The organism is Curtobacterium sp. MCLR17_058 (assembly GCF_003234705.2).
Lineage (GTDB): Bacteria > Actinomycetota > Actinomycetes > Actinomycetales > Microbacteriaceae > Curtobacterium > Curtobacterium flaccumfaciens.
In genome coordinates, this window is sequence record NZ_CP126262.1 from 877,598 (window position 1) to 904,338 (window position 26,741).

Consider the following 26,741-nt stretch of genomic DNA (forward strand, 5'->3'; position numbering starts at 1 on the left):
ACACGTGCGGAGATGCCGGCGTCGGTGCCGACGGCATTGTCGTGACAATACCACCGGGGATGTGACACCCCGGCCGCGCGCAGCGGGCGTTGCGTCAGTCGGCGAACACCGTCAGACAGCGCAGACCCTCAGCCAGCGCAGACCGTCAGTCGGCGAACACCATCGGCCGGTTCGACAGCCGCGGCTGGTTCGCGGCCTTCGGCTTCTCGGCACGCGCACGGACCGGGGCGATCGTCACCCGGGTCACCGCCCCGAGCGCCTCCACCGTCTCGACCCCGTGGTGCCCGGCTGCGTGCACGACGATCGCGGCGCAGGCCTCGGCGTCGGCGGCGGCGTCGTGGTGCTGGAAGCCCTCGAACCCGGCGGCCATCGCGGCGACCGGCAGACGGTACGAGTCGAGCGTGTAGGTCTTGCGGGCCACCGCCAGGGAGCACAGCGAGTGGTGCTCGGCCAGGTCGATGCCCGTCGCAGAGCAGCCACCGGCGATGACGCCCATGTCGAAGCGGGCGTTGTGCGCCACCAGGACGTCACCCTCGGCGAAGGCCACCAGGTCGGGGTACTGCTGCTCCCACGTCTTGGCGTGCGTGACGTCCTCGGCGACGATGCCGTGGATCCGCGTGTTCCACTCCAGGAACGCGTCGTGCCCGAACGGCGGGCGGATGAACCACGACGCCCGATCGACGACCCGGCCGGCGCGGACCTTCACGAGCCCGACGGAGCAGGCGCTGGCGGGCGAGCTGTTGGCGGTCTCGAAGTCGATCGCGGTGAAGTTCAACGGCACGGTCCCGATCGTCGCACGGGGTGCCGACATCGCCCTCCGTTCCCGTCGGCGTTGCGTGTGGCTACTGTCGGCGCATGGGGAACGAGGCCGACCGACGTCCGCTCGTCCTGGTGCTCGCCGGCGCCGGCTACGGGCAACAGGCGCCGCTGCTCTGGTGGACGAACGAGATCGCTCTCGCGTCGGGGTGCGAGGTCGTCGCGCCTCGATGGCACGTCGACGACGCTGCCGGTGCCGATCCGGTCGGGTTCGTCGAGACCGCTGTCGCCGCCGCCCTGGGGGACCGGCTACCGGACCTCGTCGTCGCGAAGTCGTTCGGCTGCTTCGCCCTGCCGTGGGCGATCCGCCACGAGGTGCCCGGGGTCTGGCTGACGCCGGTCCTCACCCACGACGACGTCGCGGCAGCGCTCGCCGCTGCCACCGAAGCGCACGTCGCGATCGGGGGTGGAGACGACACCATGTGGCGGCCTGAGCGGGTCTCGGGGACGGCTGCGCGCCTCCAGACCGTCGACCATGCCGACCACTCGCTGCAGGTGCCGGGGGACTGGCGGCGATCGCAGCGGCTGCAGGCCGACGTCTTCGACGTCGTCGAGCGCCGCATCACGGCTCTGCGGCCTCCGATGGGCGGGTCGCGTCCGCTGATCTGACGGACGGACTGGAGGCCCGGGTCGGCTCCGACAGGCCGCCGCCGGTAGGCTCTTCTTCCGTGGCTCTCACCATCGGAATCGTCGGTCTCCCGAACGTCGGCAAGTCGACCCTGTTCAACGCCCTGACCAAGAACCAGGTCCTCGCCGCGAACTACCCGTTCGCGACGATCGAGCCGAACGTCGGGGTGGTGAACCTGCCCGACTCGCGGCTCGACCAGCTCGCTGAGCTCTTCCACTCGGAGAAGACCGTGCCGGCACCGGTGTCGTTCGTCGACATCGCGGGCATCGTCAAGGGCGCGAGCGAGGGCGAAGGCCTGGGCAACAAGTTCCTCGCCAACATCCGCGAAGCCGACGCCATCGCACAGGTCGTCCGCGGCTTCACCGACGACGACGTCGTGCACGTGGCGAACAAGGTCTCCCCGAAGGACGACCTCGAGGTCATCAACACCGAGCTGATCCTCGCCGACATGGAGACCATCGACAAGGCGCTCCCGCGGTACGAGAAGATGCTCAAGCTCAAGCAGGCCGAGCCGGCCGTGCTCGAGACCGCTCGCGAGGCCCGTGCCGCGCTCGAGCAGGGCACCCTGCTGTCCGCGACCAAGATCGACCTGTCGCCGATCGCCGAGCTCGGCCTGCTCAGCGCCAAGCCCTTCATCTTCGTCTTCAACGTCGACGAGGCGATCCTGACCGACGAGTCCCGCAAGGCCGAACTGGCCGCGCTCGTCGCCCCGGCACAGGCCGTGTTCCTCGACGCCCAGGTCGAGTCGGAGCTCATCGACCTCGACCCTGCCGACGCCGCCGAGCTGCTCGAGTCGACCGGGCAGACCGAGTCGGGCCTCGACCAGCTCGCCCGCATCGGGTTCGACACCCTCGGGCTGCAGACGTACCTGACGGCCGGTCCGAAGGAAGCCCGAGCGTGGACGATCGGCAAGGGGTGGAAGGCTCCCCAGGCTGCCGGCGTCATCCACACCGACTTCGAGAAGGGCTTCATCAAGGCCGAGGTCATCTCGTTCGACGACCTGGTCGAGACCGGCTCGATCGCCGAGGCCCGCGCCGCCGGCAAGGCCCGCATCGAGGGCAAGGACTACGTCATGCAGGACGGCGACGTGGTGGAGTTCCGCTTCAACAACTAGATCGTCGATCTGGAGCGGTTCCACTGGCGTGCTGACCGATAGAAGCGGCATCACGGTCATGCCATGCGCGTCCTGCGCGGGTTGGCGCAGTCTGTGGCACGTGGTAGACGTGACACATGACAGACGTGACCAGGGAAACTCCCGCCGAGGACCAAGAGGAGACCGGTGAAGACGCCGCGCCTTCCGAAGGCGGCACCACACGCCGGACGCGCAGGACGACGAAGTTCCCCGCCGGCACCCTTGAGGAGGCCATGGGTCTCGCCGAGGCAATTATCCAAGCCGCCCCAGCGGGGTCCATACGTCGATTGACGTTGTTGGACCAGCTTGGACGAAGCCCGTCCAGTGGCACCACTCGGCAGTGGATCACCAACAGCAGCAAGTACGGCCTCACAACCGGGAACTACAACGCTGAGACGCTGGCACTGACCGTCCTTGGGCGAAAGGCCGTGGACGAGACCGACACTCTTGCGGCTAGGACGCGGGCCAGGTTTCAAGCCGGCATTGATGGCGTTGAGGTGTTCAAGCGCTTGTACGAGTCGAACCTGGGGAACCGGCTCCCGCTGCAGGCGGTCCTCATTGACCAGGCCAAGGATTTCGGGATACCTGACGCCGACCTAACGGAGTGCATCGAGACATTTACGGTCAATGCAAAGTTCGTCGGAGTGCTTCGCACTTTGTCTGGGGCCGAGCGGCTCGTCACGCTGGACGCACTTGTGGACGATTTCCTGCCGAAGGCCATAGGCAGGGGCGGTGACCGCGGCATCTCCATCCCGCCGGTTCCGCTGTCGGCTAACTCTCCATCGACTGTTGCCTCGAAATCAGCCGAAGGCGATTTCGAGCAGATCTGCTTCTACATCACGCCCATCGGCAGCGAGGAAAGCGAGGATCGCAAACACGCTGACCTATTCATGGGTTCCTTGGTCGAGCCCGCCCTCAAGGAATTCGGGCTGCAGGTTGTGCGCGCCGACCTCATCGGAGATGCGGGGATGATTACGCGCCAGATCATCGACTACATCGTCCACAGCAAGCTCGTCATCGCCGACTTGTCATTTCATAATCCGAATGTCTTCTATGAGCTCGCGCTGCGGCATGCGGTTCGCAAGCCGATCGTGCAGATCAGTCGTGCGGCCGATCGCCTCCCGTTCGACATCGGTCAGGTACGGACCGTCGTGGTCGACACAACGGACATTTTCACCCTCGTTCCTCAGCTGGATACGTTGCGGGCGCAGATATCGGCTCAGGTGAGGGCGACGTTGGCGGAAGGAGCCGAGGTGGAAAACCCGCTCAGCATCTTTTCGCCGGACTTCTGGGCTCATTTGCCGCACTCCGGGCGAGCTGGGGGAGGCGACGCGTAGATCGAACCAAGCCGCTGCCTGCACAATGGTGGGGAGGCGTTCGCAGATGCCAATCTTGCACGCAATGCGGTGGAGTTCCGCTTCAACAACTGACCTCGCCGTGGGCGGTGCGCCAGGATGAGCGCATGACCAATGCACAGGCAGGGTGGTACGACGACGGCTCCGGCACCATGCGGTGGTGGGACGGTTGCGCGTGGACGGAGCAGGTGCAGCAGCAGGCCCCCGCGGTGTCGGGTGTCGGTGGAGTGATCGGCCGGATCCAGGCCGAAGCCGCTTCGGGTGGTCAGCCGCGTCCGGCACAGAACGGCATGAGCTACGTCGTGCTGCAGGTGGTGCTCAAGGAAAAGTTCTTCGGGACGGGTTCGGGCAACCTCACCGAGCTCGAGAAGGCGATCAACGCGCAGGCTGCGCTCGGGTACCGGCTGCACACGATCACGACGGCTTCCTCGGGGAGCACGGGTTTCGGCGGCGGCGACCGGGTGCAGGCCACGATGGTCTTCGAGCGCCTGAATTGAGGCGAGCGGTCCGAGTCGTCGGGACGTCCGGTGGGGTCAGCCGACGAGCGCCAGGATCACCGCGGGGATGCGGTGCTCGATCGCGTCCCAGACGATCTCCTTCCGCGCCCTCCGGTAGTCGTGGGACAGGATGTTGCGGGTCTTCCGGACCGCCGCGATTGACAGGTCCGACGGAAGTCGTGCCTCCCGGTCCGGGGGGATGCGAGCGAGCAGGTCGTCGAAGTGGATGATGACCGCTTCGGCTGCTCAGTAGGTGAGACTGCGGGCTGCGTCGAACTCGCTCCGCCCGTGCTCGACGATCATGGAACACTCGGCGAGCAGTTCGAGGAAGCTGGCCTGCATCGACGGCCACCGCTCCTCGAGGGCAGCAGGGTCACGGTCGTTGCGGGGCCGAGGCGTGAACCGGGGAGCCGGCATCACAGCGGCACGGCTTCGTCGAGGACGTGGGCGAAGTGCTCGTCGTCCTCGAGGTCGTCGGTGAGGACGTCGACCTCGAAACCGGTGATGCGCTCGACCTCGTGCGCGAACCCACCGAGATCGAACAGCGATGCCGCGGGGGTCAGGTGGACCAGCAGGTCGATGTCACTGTGTTCGGTGTCCTGCCCGCGCACCGCGGAGCCGAAGACGCGGACGTCGTCGAGGTGGAAGCGCTTCGCCTCGTCGAGGATCGCGTCGGCGTAGACGGCGAGCGGGATGCTCGGGCGGGTGTGCGCCGCTTCGAGGATCCGCCGGAGCGACTCCGGTCGCGGCCGCTTCCGTCCGCTCTCGTACGCCGAGATGGTGGGCTGCTGCATGCCGGCGGCGGCAGCGAGACCGGTCTGCGAGAGGCCGAGGTCTTCGCGGGCGGCGCGGATCAACTCCGCAGCACGTTCGATCCGCATGGCGACCTCCCCTATAGCTCTCGACTATAGACGAGCACCGGGAACGACGAAGCGCCGCCGAGCGGACTCGGCGGCGCTTCGTGGTGGTGCTGGTCGGACCTAGGCCGCGAGGGCCATCTCGCCCGCCTGCACGGACTGTGCCTGCAGCAGGGTGCGGCTGGCCTCGCCCGCCCAGGAGCGGCCCGGGACGGTCCAGCCGGCCTCGCCGACGGCGTCGAGCCGGGTGCCCCGGGTGACGAAGGTCCCCAGGTCGTCGGCTGCGATGCGGACGAGGTACTCGCGCTGCGAGCGGTCGTCGCGCACCGGGAACTCGGCGATGCGGTCGGGGGTGATCGTCGGGGCCGCGAGTGCGGTCCCGAACACGGTGATTCGTTCGTTGCTGGTCATGGTGCTGTACTTCCTGGTCATTCGGCGCCAGGGCGACTCGGTGTCGGCGGACGTCTCAGTCCAGCGCGACGCATCGAGTGCGGGGCGCGCACGTCGAGTTTCAACGTGCAGCTCGTCCGTTCGGATCGAGCGGTGTCTCGAGTGGAATGCGACTCGGGTGAGTCGGTGACGAGAGGTTGGTGTGCGCGAGTCAGATGGGTTCGCTGCAGTGCACCAACCAGAGACTATACGCCCACCCCGCCGAGAAGTCCAGCGAGCGACCGGACCGAGCGTCAGGACGCCAGGAAGGCTGCCCAGCGTTCCCCGCCTGCGACCACGTTGCCCGAGCCGTCGAGGCGAGCGGCCGCGGACGACGGCTTGCGCGAGGCCTGCTCGCGGATCAGCCCGTCGAACGACGCCGAGAAGTCCAGGCGGGGCAGCGCGGCCGTGACGTCCCGCAAGGCGTCCGGCGACCACCTGTCGAAGCCCACGCCGGAGACGTCGAGCGAGGTCGCCACCTCGAGCAGGTGCCCCTCAGCGTCGAGCTCCGGGTCGACGGACCGCCACATGTGCCGCTCGATGATCTCGCCGACCCGACGGGCTCGCACGGCGTCCCACCCGGCACCGAGCGCGAAGACCGAGCCGACCGCGCCGCCGGCGTCCTCGAAGGGCACCCGGTGGGCGTCGAACGACGGGGTCACGCCGAGGTCGTGGAGCATCGTCGCGACGAAGAGCAGCTCGGGGTCCGGTTCGAGGTCGACCGTCGGGGCGAGCAGGACGGCCCATGCCCACGAGCGCAGGCAGTGGTTGACGAGGGCGGGTTCCGACCACGCCCGGACAACCTCCAGCGCGCGTGCCGCGACGGGGGAGGGCGGGGTGAGCAGGGCTTCGACGTCGAGCGACATGGCACGACAGTAGCGGCAGGGACGAGCCGTAACGGAGCGGAAACGTGCCGGGCCAGAACCGGAAACAGCGCCCCGTTAGCTTTCGGTTCACTGAGTACCCGCTCAGCGCCCCTCCACCCCACCCGAAGGAACTGCGCCCATGCAGCACCGACCACGGCTGCGCCCACGCGCGACGATCGTCTCCTCGACGCTCGTCGCCGCCGGGGCGTTCGGCCTCGCCGTCCTGACGGCCGCTCCGGCCCAGGCAGCGCCCACCGCGACCACCGCCACCATCGACGCCCCGGCCACCGTGACCGTCGGCACGGCGTTCGACGTCGACCTGACGATCCCGGACACCGCCGACGTCTACGCCTACGAGATCACGCTCGAGGCCGACTCGGTGGAGTACCGGGACGACAGCGTCACCGGCCCGGACGGCGGCTTCGACACTGTCGAGCAGGACGGCGACGCCCTGACGATCGTGCACACCCGCCTCGGCACCTCGCCGGCACTCGACGGCGACCTGGCCACCTCGATCTCGCTGACCCCGACCACGGTCGGCAGCGTCGCCCTCGACGTCACGAGCATCACCCTCGTCGGCTCCGACGGCACGTCGACGACCCTCGACGACCCGGCGAGCACCACCGTCGTGGTCGCCGCGGCCGCGACCACCGCCCCGACGGCCACGCCGACCCCGGGAGCGACCACGCAGCCCGGCGCCGGTGGCGGCACGGCTGGCCCCAGCGTCCCCGGCGACCCGACCGCCCCGGGCACCGACCCGACCAGCGGCGCCACCGCCGTGGCGGCAGCCGGCGGGGACGACCGTCCGACCGGAGGCGACCTCGCCTGGACCGGCGCCGACGTCGCGCCGTGGATCGCCGCGTCCATCGCCCTGCTCGCAGCCGGCGGCACCCTGATCACCCTGCGGGCCCGTCGTGCCCGCCGCGACCGCACCGGAGCCTCCGCATGACCGCCACGAAGCAGGCCGCCTCGAAGCAGGCCGCCACGAAGCGGGCCTCCAGCAAGCAGCGCACCACCGTCGCCGGCGCATCGCTGATCGCCCTCGTCGGCACCGTCCTCGCCGCGACCCCCGCGATCACGGCCGCCGCAGCACCCGCAGCCGTCGACGCCAGCCCCGCCGCCATGCTCGCGCCGTACTACACGGACCTCGACCTGACCGGCGACGACCAGGTGACGAGGGCCGACCTCTCCGTGCTCACCGACCACCTCGGCGCGACGACCGCGAGCACCGACTGGGCGACGGTCAGCGCCGCGGACACCGACGCCGACGGCACCATCACCGTCGCGGACCTGGCCGGGTTGTCCCAGCGGATGATCTACGACGACGGCCCGTTCCAGCTCGTCGAGGCGTCGACGATCGACATGCAGGCCGCGATGAACGCCGGGGTCACCACGTCGGTCGCGATCACGCAGGACTACCTCGACCGCATCGCCGCGTACGACCGCACCAAGGTCGACACCGCGTCGACCGGGCGCGCGCTCAACTCGATCGTCACCACCAACGCCGACGCCCTGGCCGCCGCGAAGACCGCGGACGCCGAGCGCGCCGAGCACGGGATGACGAGCATGCTGCTCGGCGTGCCGATCGCTGTGAAGGACAACTACGACACGAAGGACATGCCGACCACCGGTGGCTGCGGCTGCTGGGACGACAACCAGACCGACACCGACGCCGCCATGGTCACCGGCCTCCGCGACGCCGGCGCCGTGATCCTGGCGAAGGCCAGCCTCGACGAGTTCGCCTTCGGCTTCGTCTCCGAGTTCTCGTCGAACCAGCCCGCCGGCTCGTCGCTCCTGGTCGCCAGCCCGTACAACACGGCGCAGACGGCCGGTGGCTCGAGCGGCGGCACCGGTGCGGCGATCTCCGCGAACCTCGCCGGGATCGGCTTCGGCACCGACACAGGCGGGTCGATCCGCGTGCCGTCGACGTACAACCAGCTCGTCGGCATCCGGCCCACGGTCGGCCTGACCAGCCGTGACGGGATCATTCCACTCGCCCTGTCGCAGGACACCGGCGGCCCGATCACCCGCTCGGTCACCGACGCGGCGGTCGCGCTCGACGCCGTCACCGGCGTGGACGCGGCGGACCCGGCGACGGCTGCGCAGGCCGGCAAGGTGCCGACGTCGTACACGTCGTACACGTCGTCGCTCGACGCCGACTCCCTGCAGGGAGCCCGCATCGGCTACGTGACGAGCATGGTCGGCACGAACGCCACGACGAAGCGCCTGTTCGACGCCTCCGTCGCGAAGCTCGAGGCCGCCGGTGCCACCGTCGTCCCGATCACCGCGACGACGGCCTTCAACCGGGTCCTGTCCGAGGGCAGCGGCAGCACGAACGAGTTCAAGCACGACCTGGACGAGTATGTCGCGAAGCACCTCGACCCCGACGTCACCGCGCGTTCCCTGCAGAGCATCCTGGCCTCGGGTGAGTACGTGCCGAGCCGCAAGAGCACCTACCAGTCGCGCGACCTGATCACCGACACGCAGTACCAGGCGTGGGCCGGACCGACGGGGTCGCACACGACGCAGCTCGCCACCGGCAAGCAGCTCGTGACGCAGATGCTCGACGACCAGGACCTCGACGCGCTCGTCTACCCGTCGGGCACGCCGTACGGCACGCAGTCGACGAACATGCGCCTCAGCCCGAACACCGGCATGCCGGCGATCACCGTCCCGATGGGCCAGGCGACCGCTGCCGACGACACCATCACCGGTGCCGGCGTGAACCTGGAGTTCCTCGGCCGTTCGTTCGACGAGAGCACGGTCATCGGCCTCGGCTACGCCTTCGAGCAGGAGACGCACGCGCGCACCACGCCCGCGCTGTACCCGGCGCTCGGCTGAGCTGAGCGGGTCGCGATCGCGACCATGTGATGGACGGGAGGCCCGGTGCCAGCTGGCACCGGGCCTCCCGTCTGCACTGGGCTCAGTTCAGGGTCGGGGTGTCCTCCGGCACGACGCCGTCGGCGTACAGGTCGGTCGCCAGGTCGCGGAGCGCGCGCAGCGCGACCCGCTGCGTGAGCGGACCGTAGGAGATGCGGGCGACGCCGAGCGCCTCGTACTCGGCGGCGGGCAGGGCGCCGGGCAGGCCGATGACCGAGAGCTTGCCGCGGCCCAGACCGGCGACGAGCCGCTCGACCACCGAACGCTCGATCGCGCCGGGCACGAAGACCAGGGCGGCGCCGTTGTCCAGGAACGCCTTGCCGCGGGCGATCGCGTCCTCGATGCTCTCGTCGACCGGGCGCTCGCCGCCGCGCACGATCGCGTCGGTGCGGGCGTTCAGCTGGAAGTCGACGCCCTCGGCCTGTGCCGCTGCGGTGATCGCGGCGACGCGGGCGACCGCTTCGTCGAAGGGACGCAGCCGGTCCTCGACGTTGGCACCCACGATGCCGGAGCCGATGGCGCGGCGGATCGTCTCGGCGGGGTCCTCGTAGCCGTCGTCCAGGTCGGCGGTGACCGGCAGGTCCGTGGCTGCGGCGACGATCGCCGCCCCGGACAGGGCGAGGTCGAGGGACATCCCGCCGTCCTCGTACCCGTACGACGCGGCGATCGAGTGCCCGGCGGTGGCGATCGCCTTCGTGCCGGGCAGGTCGCTGACGACCTTGGCGGTGATCGCGTCCCACACGTTCACGACGCGCAGGATCTCGGGGGCTTCGTGCAGCTGCTTGAGGGTGACGGCCTTGTCGGCGGTGCTCGTGCTCATGCTGCCGACAGTAGGCCGACGGGGCGGCCCCCGGCCGCGAGCCCAGCCGAAGACGACGTGGGATGACGTCGGGAGTCGCGCCGGGCCTCCCGGCAGGGGCATGCTGGGACGCATGGCGAGCGACGAGCAGGACCCGGTCGGCACGCTCCGCGGGGTCCGGACGAGCATCAAGTGGACGCGGTACGCGCCCGACGTGCTGCCCCTGTTCGTCGCCGAGATGGACCACGACGTCGCCCCGGCGATCCGGCAGGCCCTGATCGAACGGGTCTCGCAGTCCGACCTCGGGTACCTCGACGGCCCCGGTCCGCTCGCTCCCGCGTTCGCGCAGTTCGCGCTGGACCGCTGGGGCTGGGAGATCGATCCGTCGCGCATCCACCTGGCCACCGACGTCAGCGTCGGGATCGTCGAGTCGCTCCGGCTCGCGCTGCCTGACGGCGGCCGAGTCGCGATCACGCCGCCGGTGTACCCGCCGTTCTTCGAGCTCGTCGAAGAGGCCCGATGTCAGGTCGAGGAGGTCCCGCTGCTCGAGCAGTGGGGGCAGTACCGGCTCGACCTCGAGGGCCTCGAGCGGGCATTCGCCGGCGGAGTCGGCGTCTTCCTGCTCTGCAACCCGCACAACCCGGTCGGGCTCGTGCACGACCGGGCCGACCTCGTCGCGATCGCCGAACTCGCTGCGAAGTACGACGTCCTCGTCATCAGCGACGAGATCCACGCGCCCCTGACCCACCCCGGCGTGCAGTTCACCCCGTTCGCCGCCGTCGCCGAGCCGCTCGGTGCCCGCAGCGTGTGCGTGACCTCGGCGAGCAAGGGGTGGAACCTCGCCGGGGTGAAGTGCTCGGTCATCGTCGCCGGGGATCCCCGGACCGCCGCGCTCCTCGACACCCTGTGGGAGGAGGTCGCCTGCCGCACGAGCATCCTCGGGCTGCACGCGAACCTGGCGGCGTTCACCCTGGCGACGGACTGGCTCGACGACGTCGTGGCGCGCATCGTGGCGAACGACCGGCTGCTCGCCAAACTCCTCGCCGAGCACCTGCCCGGGGTCGTCTACACGCGGCCGCGCGCCGGGTACCTGGCGTGGCTCGACTTCCGCGGCATCGGCCTCGGTGACGACCCCGCGGTGCCGCTGCGCGAGAACGCGTACGTCGCGCTGAACTCCGGGCTGGGGTTCGGGTCCGAGGGGCGCGGGTTCGTCCGGCTCAACCTGGCGTGCTCACCGGAGACCCTGCGCGAGGCCGTGTTCCGGATCGCTTCGGCGTACCCGTCGAGCGCGCAGGAGGGGCTGGTCTGGCACGTCGCCTGACCTGTGGAACGGCGTCGTTTGCCGGCTACGCAGCACCGAGTGAGCACAAGACGTCGGGTCGGCTGCACGCACTCGATGTCTTCTGCACACTCGAGCCCGCTGCGGTCAGGCCACGTACTGGTTGCGGCCGACGACGCGGATGCGCAGGTCGTCGTCACGGTCCATCGCGAGGAGCTCGCGGGCCACGAACCCGACGGACGGCCACCGGGACACCTCGGTCACCATGAAGCCGTCGATGAAGACCTGCCACGCGCCGGCCTCGCGGACCGCCTGCACCTCGTACGTCGCCATGCCGCGAGCGTACCGGGACCGGGGCGCCGTCAGTGCAGGTCGAACGGCGGTGCAGGTCGAACGTCAGTGCAGGTCGAGGGTCATGTGCACGTCGGCCCGGACGTACGGGCTCGGGGCGATCTCGTCCGCGCGCAGGTGCCGGAACCCGAACGCCTCGTACAGGTGCACGGCGCTGGCGAGCTGCGCGTTGCTCTCCAGGTCGATGCGGTGTGCACCGAGCTCGCGTGCCCGGTCGAGCGCCGCGGTGATGAGCTTCCGCCCGGTCCCGTGCCCCTGGTGATCGGGGGAGACCGCCATCTTCACGAGCTCGAACACGCCGGAGGTGGTGGGCACCACCCCGATGCACCCGATGACCTGGTCGTCGAGCCGGGCGACCAGGACGGCGCCGCCCCGCTCCACGACCCGGCCGACGGGATCGGAGAGGAACACGCGGTCCTCGTCCTCGAGGGTGAAGTACCGGGTGATCCACGCCTCGTTGAGCGTGCGGAACGCCTCGGCGTCCGCGGGGGTGGCGAGGTCGGCGATGGTGATGGTGGAGGTCGCTTCGGGCATGCATCCATCCTCGATCGACGATGCAGTCACGTCCAATACTCGTTCGCGCTGATCGATAGCCTGTGTGCATGGATCGAGAACCGGACGTCGACCTCCGGCAGCTGCGGGCGTTCCTGGCCGTCGCCGACGAGCTGCACTTCGGCCGAGCGGCCGAGCAGCTGCGGATCGCCCAGCCCGCGCTGTCCCAGCAGATCCGGCGCACCGAACGCGCGCTCGGGGTCGACCTGTTCGTCCGGACCAGCCGCAGCGTCGCCCTGACCGCCGCCGGCCGGGTGCTGCAGGGCCGGGCGCGGTCGTTGCTCGGGCAGGTGCGACGGGACCTCGACGAGACGGTGCGGGTCGGGCGCGGCGAGGTCGGTCGGCTCGACGTCGGGTTCGTCGTCTCCGCGCTGCCCCTCGGTCCGATCGAACGCGTGCAGGCGTTCCGGGAGCGCTACCCGCTGGTCCGGGTGGAACTGACCGAGGGGTACTCGTCGACCCTGCTCGCCCGGATCGTCCGCGGTGAGCTCGACCTCGCCGTCGTCCGCGATGCCGACCCGGACCCCACCGTGCGGCTGCTGCAGTTCCGGTCCGAGGCGTTCGTCGCCGCCGTGCCGCGCGGGCACCGCCTGGCGGACCGCGAACGCATCCGCGGCACCGAACTGGTCGACGAGCCGTTCGTGTTCTTCCCGGCGGTCGCGGGGGCTCTGGCGACCGAGCGCAACCTCGCTCCGGTCACCGCCGGTGGCCGCCGTCCCGTCATCGTGCAGGAGGCCACGACCTGGGCGACCGTGCTGCACCTGGTCGGGGTGGGCCTCGGTGTCACGGTGGTGCCGGAGAGTGCTGCGCTCGCCGCACCCGACACGGTGGCGCTCCTGCCGCTCGAGGGCAGCGACCACCGCAGCGAGCTCGCCTGGGCGATGCGCGCCGACGACGACCGCGAGATCCTGCGCAACTTCGTCGCCGCGGACTGACCGAGCGGACCGGCTGCGCGAGCGGACGCCGTTCGGGCGTCCTCGCTCAGCCGAGCGACAGGACGGGCGCCCGGTGGTCACCGAGTTCGTCGATGCGCCACGGCCGAGCCCCGCGCAGCGTCAAGCCGAGCTGGACGAGCACGAACCCGACGTGCGGCTCGACGTCGGGGTCCCACGGCCCCTCGACGCCCAGACCGAACGCGCCGAGTTCGTCATCGGCCTCGTCCCGCAGCGTCAGCCGCCACCGGCCGTCGCCGAGTTCCTCGACCACAGCCCAGCGGGCGGTGCCGAACCGGCTCACGCCGTCTTGGTGATGTCCGCGGTGAAGTTCTGCACGCGCTGCAGCAGGGAGGCACCACGCATCGCGATGGTCGCCGGTGGGTTCAGGTGCGGGGGCGCGGTGCGGATCAGCATCGGGCACCCGAGGTCTTCGCAGATGTACGTGCCGATCGTGTTGCCGTTGCGCCCGGACTCACCGGCACGCGCGGCGGAGAACAGCCGGACCTGGGTCGCGGGCTGCGGCGAGTGACAGAACGAGCACATCGCGGCGATGCCGGGGCGCAGCGAGCCACCGGCGGACCGGACGACGATGCCCACGGGGCGCTCGTCGATCCAGGACACGATGTACCCGCGGCGGGCGGCCTGCGGGTCGCGCCAGCCCAGGAACTCGCGCTCGTCCCAGAGTGTCTCGTGCAGGCCCGGGATGGGCAGCTGTGCGAGCTCGTCGGGGGTGGCGTTCACGAACGACGATCGGATGTCGGCTTCGGTCAGTGGCTTCACGGTCCGATCACCATATGCCTCGCCCCCGACACATGGTGCGTCACGACAGCCTGGAGGCTCGGATGGCGCCGAGCGCGCTGCTCCCGTCCGCCACCAGCACCGCCCGGCGCAGGGCGTCGCGTCCGACGCGACGGGCCGCCGCGTCGTCCGCGGCGAACTCCACGAGCACACGCGTCGACCGCGCCATGGCGCGCGCACCGGGCACCCACGGGACCGCACGTTCGATCGATTCCGCGACCGCGACCGCAGCCGCGTGGTGCTGGGTCAGGTGGGCGCGTTCGTGGGCGACCACGGCCTCCAGTTCGTCGGTGCGCAACCGGTCTGCCAAGCCGGTGCTGACGAGGACGCCACCGCTCCGACCCGGCACGGCGCACGCCAGTGCGTGGTCGGCCTCGACGACGGCGACGGGGGTGCCGTCGATCTCGCGGTGCGGGGCGACGCCGGAACGCATCGCCCGCCGGACGGCCTCGTGTTCCGGGCCGGGGCGCACCCGGACCGCGACGACGAACGCGACGACCGCGAGGAGCGCGACGCCGACGTTGAAGCCGTGCGTGGGGGAGCCGTCCCCGCCGAACAGTTCGGTGACCGGACGGTCGGCGAGCACCACGAGGGTGATGCCGGCCACGAAGCCGACGACGCCGAGCAGGACCGCGACCGACCAGCAGACCAGCGCGGTGCGGGGCAGGTCGATCGTCCAGGCGGAGCGGGTCAGGACCCGGGGCGCGAACACCACCACCGCGAGTGCGAGGACGATGAGCGCGATGCCGGCGACGACCACGGTGCGCAGCCGGTCAGGAGCGGGCGCGGGCGTCGAGGGCGCGGCGCAGGGCCTCGAGGTCGTCCGAGGCGAGCGAGCCGGTGAACTGCAGCAGTGCGGCCTCACGGTCGGACGACGCGGCCAGCGCGCTCGACATCAGCGACGCGGTCTGCTCGTCACGACTGTGCACGGCGCGGAACGTCAGGGGAGCGTCGTCGTGCTGCTCCCGTTCCACCTGGCCCTTGCGGCCGAGTCGGTCGAGCACGGTGAGGACGGTCGTCAGCGCGGGGCGAGGCTCCGGGAACGCGTCGAGCACCTGGCGTGCGGTGCGCCCGGAGTCGGCGGAGCGGAGTGCGTCGAGCACCGCCTGCTCCAGCTGCCCGCGGGGGCGCGATCGTTGTCCGGCCATCCCCGCATTCTACGAGATGTCGAAGGCTCGCTCGCGACACACGCTCGAAACGCGGCCTCGGTATGCTCGTCGCGGACAACTGAACACACCGGCCGCTCATCCGTCGCGGGAGACGCCGTGCACGTACCTCCGGGTACGTCGTGCCTCTGGGTACATCGTGCCCTCGGGCGCACGCACGGCACCGAAGGAGCAATCCCCCCGTCAATCTCTCAGGTCCCACACCGCAGCGGACAGGCCACTCTGAAAAGCAGACGCTCGGTCGTCTCGCCCACGGTGAAAGCCGCCGGACCTCACGGGCCGCGGTGAAACTCTCAGGCCCATGACAGAGGGGGAGTTCCACCCGGCGATCGTCGCCGGGCCCTGCCGATGCCAGGAGAACTCCGCCATGAGTCCGTCCCCACTGCCCACGCCGGGTCAGCGTTCGTCGCCGCTCGAAGCCGTGCACGAGGCCGCCGGTGCGACCTTCACCGACTTCGCCGGGTACCGCATGCCCGTGCGCTACTCGTCGGACCTCGCCGAGCACCACGCCGTGCGCCAGGCCGCCGGGGTCTTCGACCTGTCGCACATGGCCGAGATCGGGGTGACCGGCAGCGATGCCGTCGCCTTCCTCGACCACGCGCTCGCCGGCTCCTTCGGCACGATGCCCATCGGCCGCGCCAAGTACTCGCTGCTGCTCGCCGAGGACGGCGGGATCCTCGACGACCTCGTCGTGTACCGGACCGACGACGACGTCTTCCTCGTCGTCGCGAACGCGTCCAACCGCGACGTTGCCGTCACCGCGCTCACCGCCCGGGCCGACGGCTTCGACGTCGAGGTCTCCGACGACTCCGACACGACGGCCCTCGTCGCGATCCAGGGCCCCGCGGCTGCCGGCACGCTCGACGCGCTCGTCGTCGCCGACCGCCTGCAGCCCGAGACCCCGCTCGACGAACTCGGCTACTACCGCGTGCTGCACGCGCTGTTCGACGGTGCCGACGTGCTCGTCGCGCGGACCGGGTACACCGGCGAGGACGGCTTCGAGGTCTACACCGACCCGGACACCGCCCCGGTGCTCTGGGACGCCCTGCTCGAGGCCGGTGCCGACCGCGGCGTCGTCCCCGCCGGGCTCGCCGCGCGCGACACCCTGCGACTCGAGGCCGGCATGCCCCTCTACGGGCACGAGCTCGGCACCGACGTCCGTCCGGCCCAGGCCGGCCTCGGCCGCGTCGTCGCCAAGGACGGCGACTTCGTCGGCGCGGCCGGCGTCACCCCGTCGGCGGACGCCCGCGTGCTCGTCGGTCTGGTGACCGAGGGCCGCCGTGCTCCCCGAGCCGGCTACGACGTCGTGCTCGACGGCACGGTCGTCGGCACCGTGACCTCGGGCGCGCTCTCGCCGACGCTCGGACACCCCGTCGCGATGGCCTTCGTCGACCCGGCCGCGCTCGCCGCCGTGTCGGACGGGGCACAGGTCCTCCACATCGACGTCCGCGGGACTGCCGTCCCCAGCACGGTCTCCGCGTTCCCCTTCTACCGCCGCGCCTCGAAAGGCTGACCCCATGACCGACCAGACCGCACTCCAGTACACGGCCGACCACGAGTGGCTGCTCGTCGAGGGCGACACCGTCACCGTCGGCATCACCGACCACGCCGCCGAGCAGCTGGGTGACGTCGTCTACGTCGAGCTCCCCGCCGTCGGCACCGCCACCACCGCTGGCGACCAGATCGGCGAGATCGAGTCGACCAAGAGCGTCGGCGAGCTCTTCGCCCCGATCGAGGGCGAGGTCGTCGAGGTCAACGACGCCGTCGTCGACACCCCCGACACCGTCAACCAGGACCCGTTCGGTGCCGGCTGGCTCGTGAAGATCAAGGTCGACGGCACCTCGTTCCCCGAGGACCTGATGGACCACGACGCGTACCGGGCCTCCATCGCATGACCGCGTTCGAGAACCTCCAGACGTCCTTCGCCGACCGCCACATCGGCACCACCCCGGCTGACCAGCAGGCCATGCTCGACGTCGTCGGGCAGCCGTCGCTCGACGCCCTGGTCCGTGCGGCGATCCCGGAGTCCATCCACGTCGGCCCCGTCGCCGACTCGGTGATCCCGGCTGCCGTCGGCGAGACCGAGGCGCTCGCCGAACTCCGCGCGAAGGCCGGCCGCAACACCGTCCGCCGCGCCATGATCGGCCTCGGCTACCACGGCACCCACACGCCCGCGGTGATCCAGCGGAACGTGCTCGAGAACCCGAGCTGGTACACGGCGTACACGCCCTACCAGCCGGAGATCTCGCAGGGCCGCCTCGAAGCGCTCATCAACTTCCAGACGATGGTGTCCGACCTGACCGGCATGGCCACTGCCGGCGCCTCGATGCTCGACGAGGGCACCGCCGTGGTCGAGGGCATGCTCCTCGCCCGCCGCGCGTCCAAGGTCAAGGGCGACGCGTTCCTCGTCGACGCCGACCTGCTGCCGCAGACCCGTGCACTGCTCGACCACCGTGCCGACGCCGTGGGCATCACGCTGCGCGCGTTCGACGCTGCCGACGGCCCGAGCGACGACCAGCTCGACGGCGCGTTCGGCGTCATCCTGCAGTACCCGGGCGCCTCGGGCCGCATCGTCGACCCGTCGTCCGTCATCGAGCGGGTCCACGCCGGTGGCGGCATCGCCGTCGTCGCGGCCGACCTGCTCGCGATGACCCTGCTCGCCAGCCCCGGCGACCTGGGTGCCGACGTGGCGGTCGGGACGAGCCAGCGCTTCGGCGTCCCGCTCGGCTTCGGTGGCCCGCACGCCGGTTACCTCGCGGTACGCGCCGGCCTCGAGCGCCAGCTCCCCGGTCGCCTGGTCGGGGTGTCCTTCGACGCCGACGGTCAGATGGCCTACCGCCTCAGCCTGCAGACCCGCGAGCAGCACATCCGCCGCGAGAAGGCGACGAGCAACATCTGCACCGCGCAGGTCCTGCTCGCCGTGATGGCCTCGATGTACGCGGTCTACCACGGGCCCGAGGGCCTGCGGTTCATCGCCGGTCGGGTCGCGCGGGCCACCGGTGCACTCGCCGCCGTGGCGCGTGACGCCGGGGTCGAGGTCGTGCACGACGCCTTCTTCGACACGCTCACCCTGCGGGCCGTCGGTCGCGCCGAGGCGATCGTCGCGGCAGCGCAGGACGCCGGCTACCTGCTGCACGTCGTGGACGCCGACACGTTCCAGCTGTCCGTCGACGAGACGACCACGCCCGACGACGTCGTGGCGCTGGCGAACGTGCTCGGGGCGGTGGACGTGACCGTCCCCGCGACCGAGACCGCCGTGCGCGACGCGGCCACGGGCCTCCCGGCCGCCCTGCAGCGCGAGAGCGACTACCTGACGCACCCCGTGTTCAGCGCACACCGCAGCGAGACCCGCATGATGCGGTACCTCAAGCACCTGTCCGACAAGGACTACGCGCTCGACCGCGGCATGATCCCGCTCGGCAGCTGCACGATGAAGCTCAACGCGGCGACCGAGATGGCTGCCGTGACCTGGCCGGAGTTCGCGAACATCCACCCGTTCGCACCGCGCGAGGACGTCGAGGGGTACCTCGACATGATCGGCGACCTCGAGTCGTGGCTCGCCGAGGTCACCGGCTACGACACCGTGTCCCTGCAGCCGAACGCCGGCAGCCAGGGCGAGCTCGCCGGGCTGCTGGCCATCCGTGGGTACCACCAGGCTCGTGGCGACGAGGACCGGACGGTCTGCCTCATCCCGTCGAGCGCGCACGGCACGAACGCCGCGTCCGCCGTGCTCGCCGGCATGAAGGTCGTCGTGGTGGCCTGCGACGAGAACGGCAACGTCGACCTCGAGGACCTCCGGGCCCGTGTCGCCGCCCACGCCGACACCCTCGCGGCGCTGATGATCACGTACCCGTCCACCCACGGTGTCTACGAGCACGACATCCGTGAGATCTGCGACGCCGTGCACGACGCAGGCGGCCAGGTCTACGTCGACGGCGCGAACCTCAACGCGCTGCTCGGCCACGCCCGCTTCGGTGACTTCGGCGGCGACGTGTCGCACCTCAACCTGCACAAGACCTTCTGCATCCCGCACGGCGGTGGCGGCCCCGGCGTGGGACCCGTCGCCGCGAAGGCGCACCTGGCACCGTTCCTGCCCGGTCACCCGTTCGCGCAGCAGGCCGACCGGCGCTCCGGTGCGACCGCTGCCGAGGCGGACGACCGTCTGGCCCACGCCGGCGGCCCGGTCAGTGCCGCGCCGTACGGCAGCCCGAGCATCCTGCCGATCACGTGGACGTACGTGCGGATGATGGGGCTCGAGGGCCTCACCCGTGCGACCGAGGCCGCGGTCCTCGGGGCGAACTACATCGCGGCCCGTCTACGCGACGCGTTCCCCGTGCTGTACACGGGCGACGACGGACTGGTCGCGCACGAGTGCATCCTCGACCTCCGCCCGCTGCGTGACACCACCGGCATCACGGTCGACGACGTCGCGAAGCGCCTGGTCGACTACGGGTTCCATGCCCCGACGATGTCGTTCCCGGTGGCGGGCACGCTCATGGTCGAGCCGACCGAGAGCGAGGACCTCGCCGAGCTCGACCGCTTCGTCGACGCCATGCTCGCGATCCGGGCCGAGGCAGCGGCGGTGGAGCGCGGGGAGTGGCCGGCGGACGACAACCCGCTCGTGCACGCGCCGCACACCGCCTCGTCGGTGATCTCGGGGGAGTGGGCACACGCCTACACCCGCGAGCAGGCCGTCTACCCGTTGCCGGGCATCAGCGCCCGGAAGTACTGGCCGCCGGTGCGCCGCATCGACCAGGCGTACGGGGACCGCAACCTGGTGTGTGCCTGCCCGCCGATCGAGGCGTTCGCCTGATCCCGACCGGCGCCGACACTCCGTCGTCGCCGTGCGCTCCGTGCCCCGTCCGGTCCTCCGGGCGGGGCACGGTCGTGTCCGGCCGGCGGCACGGTCCCGTCCCGGCTGGTCACGACACCCCGCTCAGTTCCCCGAGCGGTCACGAACCGTCGTCCGGACCCGCTCCCACCGACAGTTCGTGACCACTCGGCGTGCCACCCACGGCAAGTCCTGACCGCTCGACGCAGCCCCCGAGCCGTACCCCTGAGCGATGCTCGGCCGTCCCCCGACTTGCACAGAAGTGTGACGGAGTGCAATGGATTTCATGCGGATGCAACAAAAACGCACCCTTCACCGGCACGCGCGCGAATGTTGCATCTTGTCGCAAGGATCGTGCAAGTTGGTTACCGGCGTGTAACCGTTCGCCCCTGGGTTTGGACGCCGCTGTTCACCTTGCCTACGCTGCAAAGGTCAAACGCGCCCGGGCGACACCGCTGTGCCCTGCGCGTCCCATGCACCAGGAGGAACCTTGATCAAGAAGCGCGCCGGGCTTTCCGCCCTCGCCGTGCTCGGGGCCACAGCACTCGCCCTGACCGCCTGCTCCAGCAACAGCTCCGACGGGGGTGGCTCGGGCTCGGCGAACGCGTCCGGGATCGTCACCACGAACGGGAGTGAGCCGCAGAAGCCCCTCATCCCGTCGAACACCACCGAGACCGGTGGCGGCAAGGTCATCGACTCGCTGTTCGAGGGCCTCGTCTCGTACGACGCCGACGGCAAGCCCGTCAACGAGGTCGCGAAGAGCATCGACACCGATGACTCGAAGACCTTCGACATCAAACTGAACACGGGTTACACCTTCACGAACGGCGAGAAGGTCACCGCCGAGTCCTTCACGAAGGCGTGGAACTGGGCGGCCCAGTTCTCGAACAAGCAGAGCGCCTCGTACTTCTTCGAGAACATCGAGGGGTACAACGCCGAGAAGGACTCCGAGCTCACCGGCCTCAAGGTCGTGAACGACGACGAGTTCACCGTGAAGCTGAAGTCGGCACAGTCCGACTTCCCGCTCTCGCTCGGCTACTCGGCCTTCGTGCCGCTGCCGTCGGCGTTCTACGACGACACCAAGGCGTTCGGTGAGAACCCGATCGGCAACGGTCCGTACAAGCTCGACGGCAAGAAGGCCTGGACCCACAACCAGTCCATCAAGCTCGTCGCCAACAAGGACTACGAGGGCAAGCGCAAGCCGAAGAACGGTGGTCTGACGATCACGTTCTACACCTCGCAGGACACCGCCTACGCGGATGCTCAGGGCGGCAACCTCGATGTCCTCGACGCCGTGCCGGACGCCAACTTCCAGACGTACAAGTCCGACTTCCCGGACTCGAACGTCAACCAGCCCGCCGCGATCTTCCAGGGCATCTACCTGCCCTACTACCTGGACCACTGGAAGGGTGAAGAGGGCAAGCTCCGTCGCGAGGCCGTCTCGATGGCGATCAACCGCAAGGAGATCACCGACAAGATCTTCGACGGCACCCGCACCCCGGCCAAGGACTTCACCTCGCCGGTGATCGCCGGTTGGAACGACGACCTCGAGGGCTCTGACGTCCTGGAGTACGACAAGTCCGAGGCCAAGAAGCTCTGGGCCGAGGCCGACAAGATCTCGAAGTACGACGACACCCTCACCATCACGTACAACGCCGATGGTGGCCACCAGGCATGGGTGACCGCGGTCACGAACTCGATCTCGAGCACGCTCGGCATCAAGGCCGAGGGCAACGCGATCCCGACGTTCCAGGAGGCCCTCGACCTCCAGACGAACGACAAGCTCACGGGCGGCAGCCGCACCGGTTGGCAGGCCGACTACCCCTCGCTGTACAACTTCCTCGGCCCGACCATGGGCAAGGGCTCGTCGAGCAACTACGCGCGCTACGACTCGGCCGAGTACAACGAGCTGCTCGCGAAGGGCCGTTCGGCAGCCACTGTCGAAGAGGGCAACAAGATCTTCGACCAGGCTCAGGAACTCCTGTTCGAGGACCTGCCCGAGATCCCGCTCTGGTACTCCAACGTGACCGGTGTCTGGAACGCGGACAAGGTGTCGAACGTCAAGTTCGGCTGGAACTCGGTGCCGCTGTACTACGACGTCGAGGTCAAGAACTGACCCTGGTCTCGTAGAGACCACCACGCGAGCAGGTATCCTGCCTCGCGACCACCGGACGGGGGTTCGGGGGCCACATGGCCCCCGAACCCCCGTACCGCGGCGGTAAGACCTTCCCCCACACCGCGGGCGCCCTCCCGCACCGGACTTCCGTGCCGACCCTCGGACCGTCCACCCCTCACCACAATGAACCTGATCGACATCGCTCCGGACCGGGCAGTGATCTGATGCTCTGGTACCTCGGCAAGCGCCTCCTGCAACTCATCCCCGTGTTCTTCGGGGCCACGTTCCTCATCTACTTCATGGTCTTCTCGCTGCCCGGCGACCCGATCGCCGCGCTGTTCGGCGACCGCCAGCCGACACCGCAGGTGATCGAGCAGCTGCGACAGCAGTACAACCTCGACAAGCCGTTCATCGTGCAGTACCTGCTCTGGATCGGCGGCGTGTTCCGCGGCGACCTCGGCGTGACGTACTCGGGTCTGCCGGTCAGCTCGCAGCTCGCCTCGGCGTTCCCGATCACCGCCCGTCTGGCGATCCTGGCGCTGCTGTTCGAATCGGTCGCCGGCATCGTCGTCGGTGTCATCGCTGGTCTGCGCAAGGGCAAGCTGTTCGACGCCACCGCACTCGTCGTGTCGCTGCTGCTCATCTCGGTCCCGACCTTCGTCGTCGGGTTCCTGCTGCAGTACGTCTTCGGCATCAACCTCGGACTGTTCCGGGTGACGGTGTCCGGCGAAGCGCCGTGGGACGAACTCGTGTTGCCCGCGATCGTGCTCGCCTCGGTGTCGTTTGCGTACATCGTGCGTCTGACGCGCGCGAGCGTCGCCGAGAACATGAGTGCTGACTTCGTCCGCACCGCGACGGCCAAGGGCCTGCCCCGTCGTCGTGTCGTCGGCGTGCACATCTTCCGCAACTCACTCATCCCCGTGGTGACGTACCTGGGTGTCGACATCGGCAACCTGATGGTCGGCGCCGTGGTGACCGAGGGCATCTTCAACATCCACGGTGTGGGTGGCACGGTGTTCCAGGCCGTCAAGCTCGGCGAAGGACCGACCGTCGTGTCGTTCGTCGCCGTGATGGTCATCATCTTCATGCTCGCCAACCTCCTGGTCGACCTGCTCTACGCCGTCCTGGACCCGAGGATCCGCTATGCCAAGTAACGCCGCATCCCGCTCGGCGACGCACTACGTCGCTCCGATCGAGGAGACCCCGCTCCAAGCGGTCGACCAGGTCGACGAGAACGAGAAGACCCGGTCCACCTGGACCGATGCCTGGGACTCCATGCGTGTCCGCCCGATGTTCTGGGTGTCCGCCGTGCTCATCCTGCTCATCATCGTCGTGGCGTTGTTCCCTGGCCTCTTCACGCACATCGACCCGAGGAAGGCGATCCTCGCCAAGAGCAACGAAGGCTCGGAAGCAGGCCACATCTTCGGGTACAACCGCCAGGGCTACGACGTGTACTCACGTGTCATCTGGGGTGCACGGAACTCGCTGATCGTCGGCATCGTCGCCACGGTGCTGGTCACGTTCGTCGGTGTCATCATCGGCGCTCTCGCCGGCTTCTACGGCGGATGGCTCGACACGATCGTGTCCCGCATCGCGGACATCTTCTTCTCCATCCCCACCGTGCTCGGCGCAATCGTGATCATGTCGGTCATCCCGGCGCGGAACGCGATCACAGTGGCGTTGGTCCTCGCCGCGTTCGCCTGGCCGCAGATCGCTCGCATCATGCGTGGTGCCGTGCTCAGCGCGAAGCAGTCCGACTATGTGATGGCCTCGGCCGCGCTCGGCGTGAGCCGCTTCAAGACGCTGGTCCGTCACGTGATCCCGAACTCCGTGGCCCCGGTCATCGTCGTGTCGACGGTGTCGCTCGGCACGTTCATCGTGGCTGAGGCGACCCTGTCGTTCCTCGGCATCGGGCTCCCGGACTCAGCGCTCAGCTGGGGCCTCGACATCGGAACCGCACAGGTCTCGATCCGAACGGCACCGTCGACGATCTTCTGGCCGTCGGCAGCCCTGTCCATCACCGTGCTCGCGTTCCTGCTCCTCGGTGACGTGGTGCGCGACGCGCTCGACCCGAAGGCGAGGGCCCGCCGATGAGCGAGACACTGACCCAGACGAACAGCAGCCGCACCGGTGGTTCCGGCGCCCCGCTGCTCGAGATCACCGACCTGCAGGTCGGCTTCAAGACCCAGAGCGGCCTCGTGCAGGCCGTCCGCGGCGTCAACCTCACCCTCGAGCAGGGCGAGCGGCTGGCCATCGTCGGCGAGTCCGGTTCGGGCAAGTCGACGAGCGCCCAGGCGATCATCAAGCTGCTCCCCGGCACCGGTGAGGTCACCGGCGGCTCGATCAAGTTCAACGGGCGCGAGCTCGTCGGGCTGAGCGACAAGGAGATGTCGGAGATCCGCGGGAAGGAGATCGGCTACGTCCCCCAGGACCCGATGTCGAACCTCAACCCGCTGTGGTCGATCGGCTTCCAGGTCGAAGAAGCGATCCGTGCGAACGGCATGGCGACCGGCAAGAAGGCCGTCCGTGACCGTGCCGTCGAGGTCCTGCAGGAGGCCGGCCTCGGCGACGCCTCGACCCGCCTGAAGCAGTACCCGCACGAGTTCTCCGGCGGCATGCGCCAGCGCGTGCTCATCGGCATCGGTCTGTCGAGCCGCCCGCAGCTGCTGATCGCCGACGAGCCGACGAGTGCGCTCGACGTCACCGTCCAGCGCGTCATCCTCGACCACCTCGAGAGCCTGACCCGCGACTTCGGCACCTCGGTGCTGTTCATCACGCACGACCTCGGCCTCGCCGCCGAGCGCGCCGAGAAGCTCGTCGTGATGTACAAGGGCCAGGTCGTCGAGGCCGGTCCCTCGAAGGAGATCCTGGCCAACCCGCAGCACCCGTACACGCAGCGGCTCGTCGCGGCGGCCCCGTCGCTGGCCAGCCGTCGCATCCAGTCGAAGGTGCAGCACGCGCGCGTCGACATCGCCGACGCCGGCAACGACGACGCCGAGCTGATCGCCCGGGCCCAGGAGCGCGAGCACCGTCCGGCCGAGGACCTCATCGTGGTGAAGAACCTCGAGAAGGTCTACAAGCTGCGCGGCAAGAGCCTCGCCACCCGCGAGCTCAAGGCCGTCGACGACGTGTCGTTCTCGATCCAGAAGGGCACCACCACGGCGCTCGTCGGCGAGTCCGGTTCGGGCAAGTCGACCGTCGCGAAGCTCGTCCTGCAGCTCGAGAGCATCACGAGCGGCACAGTGCAGTTCGACGGGATCGACATCGGCGCGCTGAAAGGCAAGGACCTCTTCGACTTCCGCCGTCGCGTGCAGCCGGTGTTCCAGGACCCGTACGGCTCCCTGGACCCGATGTACAACGTCGGGAACACGATCGCCGAGCCGCTCGCCACGCACAAGGTGGGCGACAAGGCATCGCGTCGCGCCCGGGTGCTCGAGCTGCTCGACCAGGTCGCGCTGCCGAAGTCGATGGTGAACCGCTACCCGAACGAGCTGTCCGGTGGCCAGCGACAGCGCATCGCCGTCGCTCGCGCGCTGGCGCTCAAGCCGGAGGTCATCGTCCTCGACGAGGCCGTCTCCGCGCTCGACGTGCTCGTGCAGGGGCAGATCCTCGACCTGCTCACCGAGCTGCAGACCGAGCTCGGCCTGACGTACCTGTTCATCACGCACGACCTCGCGGTCGTCCGCCTCGTCGCGGACAACGTGTGCGTCATGCGCCGTGGGCAGATCGTCGAGAAGGCGACGACCGACGAGGTCTTCGCTGCCCCGAAGGAGCAGTACACGAAGGACCTCCTGGCCGCCATCCCCGGCGCCGGGTTCGAGTTCGGACGCTGATCCACCTGGACACGAACGAGGCCGGACGCCCCGTCGTCCTCCGCGCTGGTCGCGGTGGCGCGGTGGCGTCCGGCCTCGTCGCCGTCCTGGGCCTGTTCCTCCTCGGCGATGCGGCGTTCCGGGGGAGCTGGGACGTCGTCCTCCGTGCCGCCGGCCCGATCGCCGTGCTCGTCTGGGCGCTCTGGGTCCTGACCTACCGTCCGTGCATCGTCATCGACGAGCGCGCGGTCACCGTGGTCAACCCGCTCCGCCGCACCGTGGTGCCGTGGCAGGCCGTCGCCGACGTCCGGCTCCGCTGGCAGATCGTGATCGAGACGGTCGCCGGCCGGAAGGTCCAGTGCTGGGGTGGGCCGTCGCTGCCGCGGCCGAAACCGGCCCGGCGCGGTGAGCGGGCCGTCCTGCGACAGCCCGACGAGATGACGGTGCTGCTCGACCGCTGGTCCGAGCACCGCGACGGCACCGGCGCCGGCGACGCCGTGCGCGGCTGGGACGTGCCGGCCCTGGCGGTCGGCGCAGCGGCGCTGGCGCTGCTCGCCGCCTCGCTGCTCAGCCTGTGGCTGGGGGCCTGACGCGGCTCGCGATCGCGACCACACGACGGACGGGAGGCCCGGCGCACGACGT

29 protein-coding genes and 2 riboswitches are annotated in these 26,741 nt (G+C 69.9%); of the genes, 16 read left to right on the forward strand and 13 right to left on the reverse strand.

What is annotated here, in order from left to right; translation table 11 throughout:
* Positions 1-145: 145 nt before the first annotated feature.
* Positions 146-781, reverse strand: coding sequence for an exonuclease domain-containing protein (locus DEJ11_RS04250; RefSeq protein ID WP_051596555.1), 636 nt, complete (start codon positions 779-781; stop codon positions 146-148).
* 74 nt (positions 782-855) lie between these two features.
* On the opposite strand from DEJ11_RS04250, the gene DEJ11_RS04255 reads away from it, so the two are divergent.
* The 4 genes from DEJ11_RS04255 (at position 856) to DEJ11_RS04270 (ending at position 4,428) form a co-directional block, all read left to right on the forward strand.
* Entirely contained in the window at positions 856-1,425 is a 570-nt protein-coding gene (locus tag DEJ11_RS04255) for a hypothetical protein (protein ID WP_111103178.1), read from the forward strand.
* Between the two features lie 59 nt (positions 1,426-1,484).
* Positions 1,485-2,558, forward strand: a complete 1,074-nt coding sequence (gene ychF, locus DEJ11_RS04260; RefSeq protein WP_111033284.1) for a redox-regulated ATPase YchF — start codon at positions 1,485-1,487, stop codon at positions 2,556-2,558.
* Between the two features lie 116 nt (positions 2,559-2,674).
* The gene (locus DEJ11_RS04265) at positions 2,675-3,913 is read left to right on the forward strand and encodes a hypothetical protein (RefSeq protein ID WP_181440800.1); all 1,239 of its coding nucleotides are present in this window, start codon (positions 2,675-2,677) and stop codon (positions 3,911-3,913) included.
* A gap of 125 nt (positions 3,914-4,038) precedes the next feature.
* On the forward strand, positions 4,039-4,428 hold the full coding sequence (locus DEJ11_RS04270; RefSeq protein WP_111103177.1) for a DUF2510 domain-containing protein: 390 nt from the start codon (positions 4,039-4,041) through the stop codon (positions 4,426-4,428).
* A 36-nt stretch (positions 4,429-4,464) separates the two neighbouring features.
* On the opposite strand, the gene DEJ11_RS18120 is transcribed toward DEJ11_RS04270, so the two are convergent.
* From DEJ11_RS18120 to DEJ11_RS04290, 5 genes are all read right to left on the reverse strand, one after another.
* A complete protein-coding gene (locus DEJ11_RS18120) occupies positions 4,465-4,659 on the reverse strand; it encodes a HepT-like ribonuclease domain-containing protein (RefSeq protein ID WP_111103208.1) in 195 nt (64 codons plus the stop codon).
* Positions 4,660-4,674: 15 nt separating this feature from the next.
* Entirely contained in the window at positions 4,675-4,845 is a 171-nt protein-coding gene (locus tag DEJ11_RS04275; RefSeq protein ID WP_284176684.1) for a hypothetical protein, read from the reverse strand.
* Complete coding sequence (locus DEJ11_RS04280) at positions 4,845-5,309, reverse strand: helix-turn-helix domain-containing protein (protein ID WP_111103176.1); 465 nt, start codon at positions 5,307-5,309, stop codon at positions 4,845-4,847. Before DEJ11_RS04280 ends, DEJ11_RS04275 begins: the two co-directional genes overlap by 1 nt.
* 99 nt (positions 5,310-5,408) lie before the next feature.
* Positions 5,409-5,696 (reverse strand): hypothetical protein, encoded by a 288-nt coding sequence (locus DEJ11_RS04285; RefSeq protein WP_017887091.1) that lies wholly within the window; start codon positions 5,694-5,696, stop codon positions 5,409-5,411.
* Positions 5,697-5,968: 272 nt separating this feature from the next.
* Entirely contained in the window at positions 5,969-6,580 is a 612-nt protein-coding gene (locus tag DEJ11_RS04290; protein ID WP_111103175.1) for an HD domain-containing protein, read from the reverse strand.
* Positions 6,581-6,719: 139 nt separating this feature from the next.
* Between DEJ11_RS04290 and DEJ11_RS04295 the strand changes: the two genes are divergently transcribed.
* Both DEJ11_RS04295 and DEJ11_RS04300 read left to right on the forward strand, forming a co-directional pair.
* Complete coding sequence (locus DEJ11_RS04295; protein ID WP_111103174.1) at positions 6,720-7,529, forward strand: hypothetical protein; 810 nt, start codon at positions 6,720-6,722, stop codon at positions 7,527-7,529.
* Entirely contained in the window at positions 7,526-9,421 is a 1,896-nt protein-coding gene (locus DEJ11_RS04300) for an amidase family protein (RefSeq protein WP_111103173.1), read from the forward strand. The genes DEJ11_RS04295 and DEJ11_RS04300 overlap by 4 nt, the downstream gene beginning before the upstream one ends.
* 82 nt (positions 9,422-9,503) lie before the next feature.
* Here DEJ11_RS04300 and DEJ11_RS04305 read toward each other — a convergent pair whose 3' ends face one another.
* Entirely contained in the window at positions 9,504-10,280 is a 777-nt protein-coding gene (locus DEJ11_RS04305) for an isocitrate lyase/PEP mutase family protein (RefSeq protein WP_111103172.1), read from the reverse strand.
* 112 nt (positions 10,281-10,392) lie between these two features.
* On the opposite strand from DEJ11_RS04305, the gene DEJ11_RS04310 reads away from it, so the two are divergent.
* Positions 10,393-11,580, forward strand: a complete 1,188-nt coding sequence (locus tag DEJ11_RS04310; RefSeq protein ID WP_245164561.1) for a MalY/PatB family protein — start codon at positions 10,393-10,395, stop codon at positions 11,578-11,580.
* Positions 11,581-11,685: 105 nt separating this feature from the next.
* Here the strand turns inward: DEJ11_RS04310 and DEJ11_RS04315 are convergent, their stop codons facing one another.
* On the reverse strand, positions 11,686-11,871 hold the full coding sequence (locus DEJ11_RS04315) for a hypothetical protein (RefSeq protein WP_017887087.1): 186 nt from the start codon (positions 11,869-11,871) through the stop codon (positions 11,686-11,688).
* 63 nt (positions 11,872-11,934) lie between these two features.
* Entirely contained in the window at positions 11,935-12,423 is a 489-nt protein-coding gene (locus DEJ11_RS04320) for a GNAT family N-acetyltransferase (RefSeq protein WP_111103171.1), read from the reverse strand.
* Between the two features lie 68 nt (positions 12,424-12,491).
* Here DEJ11_RS04320 and DEJ11_RS04325 point away from each other — a divergent pair, with 68 nt between their 5' ends.
* Positions 12,492-13,376 (forward strand): LysR substrate-binding domain-containing protein, encoded by an 885-nt coding sequence (locus DEJ11_RS04325; RefSeq protein ID WP_111103170.1) that lies wholly within the window; start codon positions 12,492-12,494, stop codon positions 13,374-13,376.
* 46 nt (positions 13,377-13,422) lie between these two features.
* Here the strand turns inward: DEJ11_RS04325 and DEJ11_RS04330 are convergent, their stop codons facing one another.
* From DEJ11_RS04330 to DEJ11_RS04345, 4 genes are read right to left on the reverse strand one after another with little or no spacing between them, the layout of a single operon-like run.
* Positions 13,423-13,677 (reverse strand): hypothetical protein, encoded by a 255-nt coding sequence (locus DEJ11_RS04330; protein ID WP_017887084.1) that lies wholly within the window; start codon positions 13,675-13,677, stop codon positions 13,423-13,425.
* Positions 13,674-14,156 (reverse strand): FBP domain-containing protein, encoded by a 483-nt coding sequence (locus tag DEJ11_RS04335; protein ID WP_027464546.1) that lies wholly within the window; start codon positions 14,154-14,156, stop codon positions 13,674-13,676. The genes DEJ11_RS04330 and DEJ11_RS04335 overlap by 4 nt, the downstream gene beginning before the upstream one ends.
* 40 nt (positions 14,157-14,196) lie before the next feature.
* Positions 14,197-14,934: a M48 family metalloprotease gene (locus DEJ11_RS04340; RefSeq protein WP_111088225.1), complete on the reverse strand. Its 738-nt coding sequence runs from the start codon at positions 14,932-14,934 to the stop codon at positions 14,197-14,199.
* Positions 14,935-14,947: 13 nt separating this feature from the next.
* Entirely contained in the window at positions 14,948-15,322 is a 375-nt protein-coding gene (locus DEJ11_RS04345) for a BlaI/MecI/CopY family transcriptional regulator (RefSeq protein WP_110864431.1), read from the reverse strand.
* A 96-nt stretch (positions 15,323-15,418) separates the two neighbouring features.
* Positions 15,419-15,556: riboswitch (glycine riboswitch) on the forward strand.
* Positions 15,557-15,658: riboswitch (glycine riboswitch) on the forward strand. It begins immediately after the preceding riboswitch.
* A 49-nt stretch (positions 15,659-15,707) separates the two neighbouring features.
* Between DEJ11_RS04345 and gcvT the strand changes: the two genes are divergently transcribed.
* From gcvT to DEJ11_RS04385, 8 genes are all read left to right on the forward strand, one after another.
* Positions 15,708-16,853: a glycine cleavage system aminomethyltransferase GcvT gene (gene gcvT, locus DEJ11_RS04350; protein ID WP_111054534.1), complete on the forward strand. Its 1,146-nt coding sequence runs from the start codon at positions 15,708-15,710 to the stop codon at positions 16,851-16,853.
* Positions 16,854-16,857: 4 nt separating this feature from the next.
* Complete coding sequence (gcvH, locus tag DEJ11_RS04355) at positions 16,858-17,235, forward strand: glycine cleavage system protein GcvH (protein WP_017887079.1); 378 nt, start codon at positions 16,858-16,860, stop codon at positions 17,233-17,235.
* Positions 17,232-20,153 carry an aminomethyl-transferring glycine dehydrogenase gene (gene gcvP / locus DEJ11_RS04360; RefSeq protein WP_111103166.1) on the forward strand — a complete coding sequence of 974 codons (2,922 nt, stop codon included), beginning with the start codon at positions 17,232-17,234 and terminating at the stop codon, positions 20,151-20,153. The genes gcvH and gcvP overlap by 4 nt, the downstream gene beginning before the upstream one ends.
* A gap of 508 nt (positions 20,154-20,661) precedes the next feature.
* Entirely contained in the window at positions 20,662-22,287 is a 1,626-nt protein-coding gene (locus tag DEJ11_RS04365; protein ID WP_111022606.1) for a peptide ABC transporter substrate-binding protein, read from the forward strand.
* 224 nt (positions 22,288-22,511) lie between these two features.
* Entirely contained in the window at positions 22,512-23,441 is a 930-nt protein-coding gene (locus tag DEJ11_RS04370) for an ABC transporter permease (RefSeq protein ID WP_111022607.1), read from the forward strand.
* Positions 23,431-24,381, forward strand: coding sequence for an ABC transporter permease (locus DEJ11_RS04375; protein ID WP_111103164.1), 951 nt, complete (start codon positions 23,431-23,433; stop codon positions 24,379-24,381). Before DEJ11_RS04370 ends, DEJ11_RS04375 begins: the two co-directional genes overlap by 11 nt.
* On the forward strand, positions 24,378-26,120 hold the full coding sequence (locus tag DEJ11_RS04380) for a dipeptide ABC transporter ATP-binding protein (protein ID WP_071404173.1): 1,743 nt from the start codon (positions 24,378-24,380) through the stop codon (positions 26,118-26,120). The genes DEJ11_RS04375 and DEJ11_RS04380 overlap by 4 nt, the downstream gene beginning before the upstream one ends.
* A 62-nt stretch (positions 26,121-26,182) precedes the next feature.
* Positions 26,183-26,689 (forward strand): PH domain-containing protein, encoded by a 507-nt coding sequence (locus DEJ11_RS04385; RefSeq protein ID WP_071404172.1) that lies wholly within the window; start codon positions 26,183-26,185, stop codon positions 26,687-26,689.
* The last annotated feature ends 52 nt before the right edge of the window (positions 26,690-26,741 follow it).